1 protein-coding gene is annotated in these 251 nt (G+C 43.4%); it reads right to left on the reverse strand.

Annotated elements, in window-relative coordinates; genetic code table 11:
• The coding region (locus AB4558_RS22040; protein WP_198598960.1) for a transposase at positions 1 to 251 on the reverse strand (251 nt) is incomplete at both ends.

A 251-nucleotide genomic window follows, 5' to 3' on the forward strand; every position in this document is an offset into this window, starting at 1 on the left:
CAATACCAAAGCTCTTTGAGCTGTGCCCCGAGTATATAAGTGGTCATTAAGTCCTTATTGATATTCAATATTTCTGTAAGATAGCTGTCTTGCCGTGGATTTAAGTTGCCTCTATTTTTCAACAACACCCAGCGTGAGCGCTTGACCCATTGCCTCGCTTTTTTATCTTGCTTGAGCTTGTTGGCTTGGTCGACTCTGACTCTATCCATGACCTCACGACCGAACTTAGCGACAACATGGAATAAGTCGTA

Origin of the sequence: Vibrio sp. 10N.222.51.C5 (genome assembly GCF_041474575.1) — a bacterium.
Classification (GTDB): Bacteria; Pseudomonadota; Gammaproteobacteria; order Enterobacterales; family Vibrionaceae; genus Vibrio; species Vibrio crassostreae_C.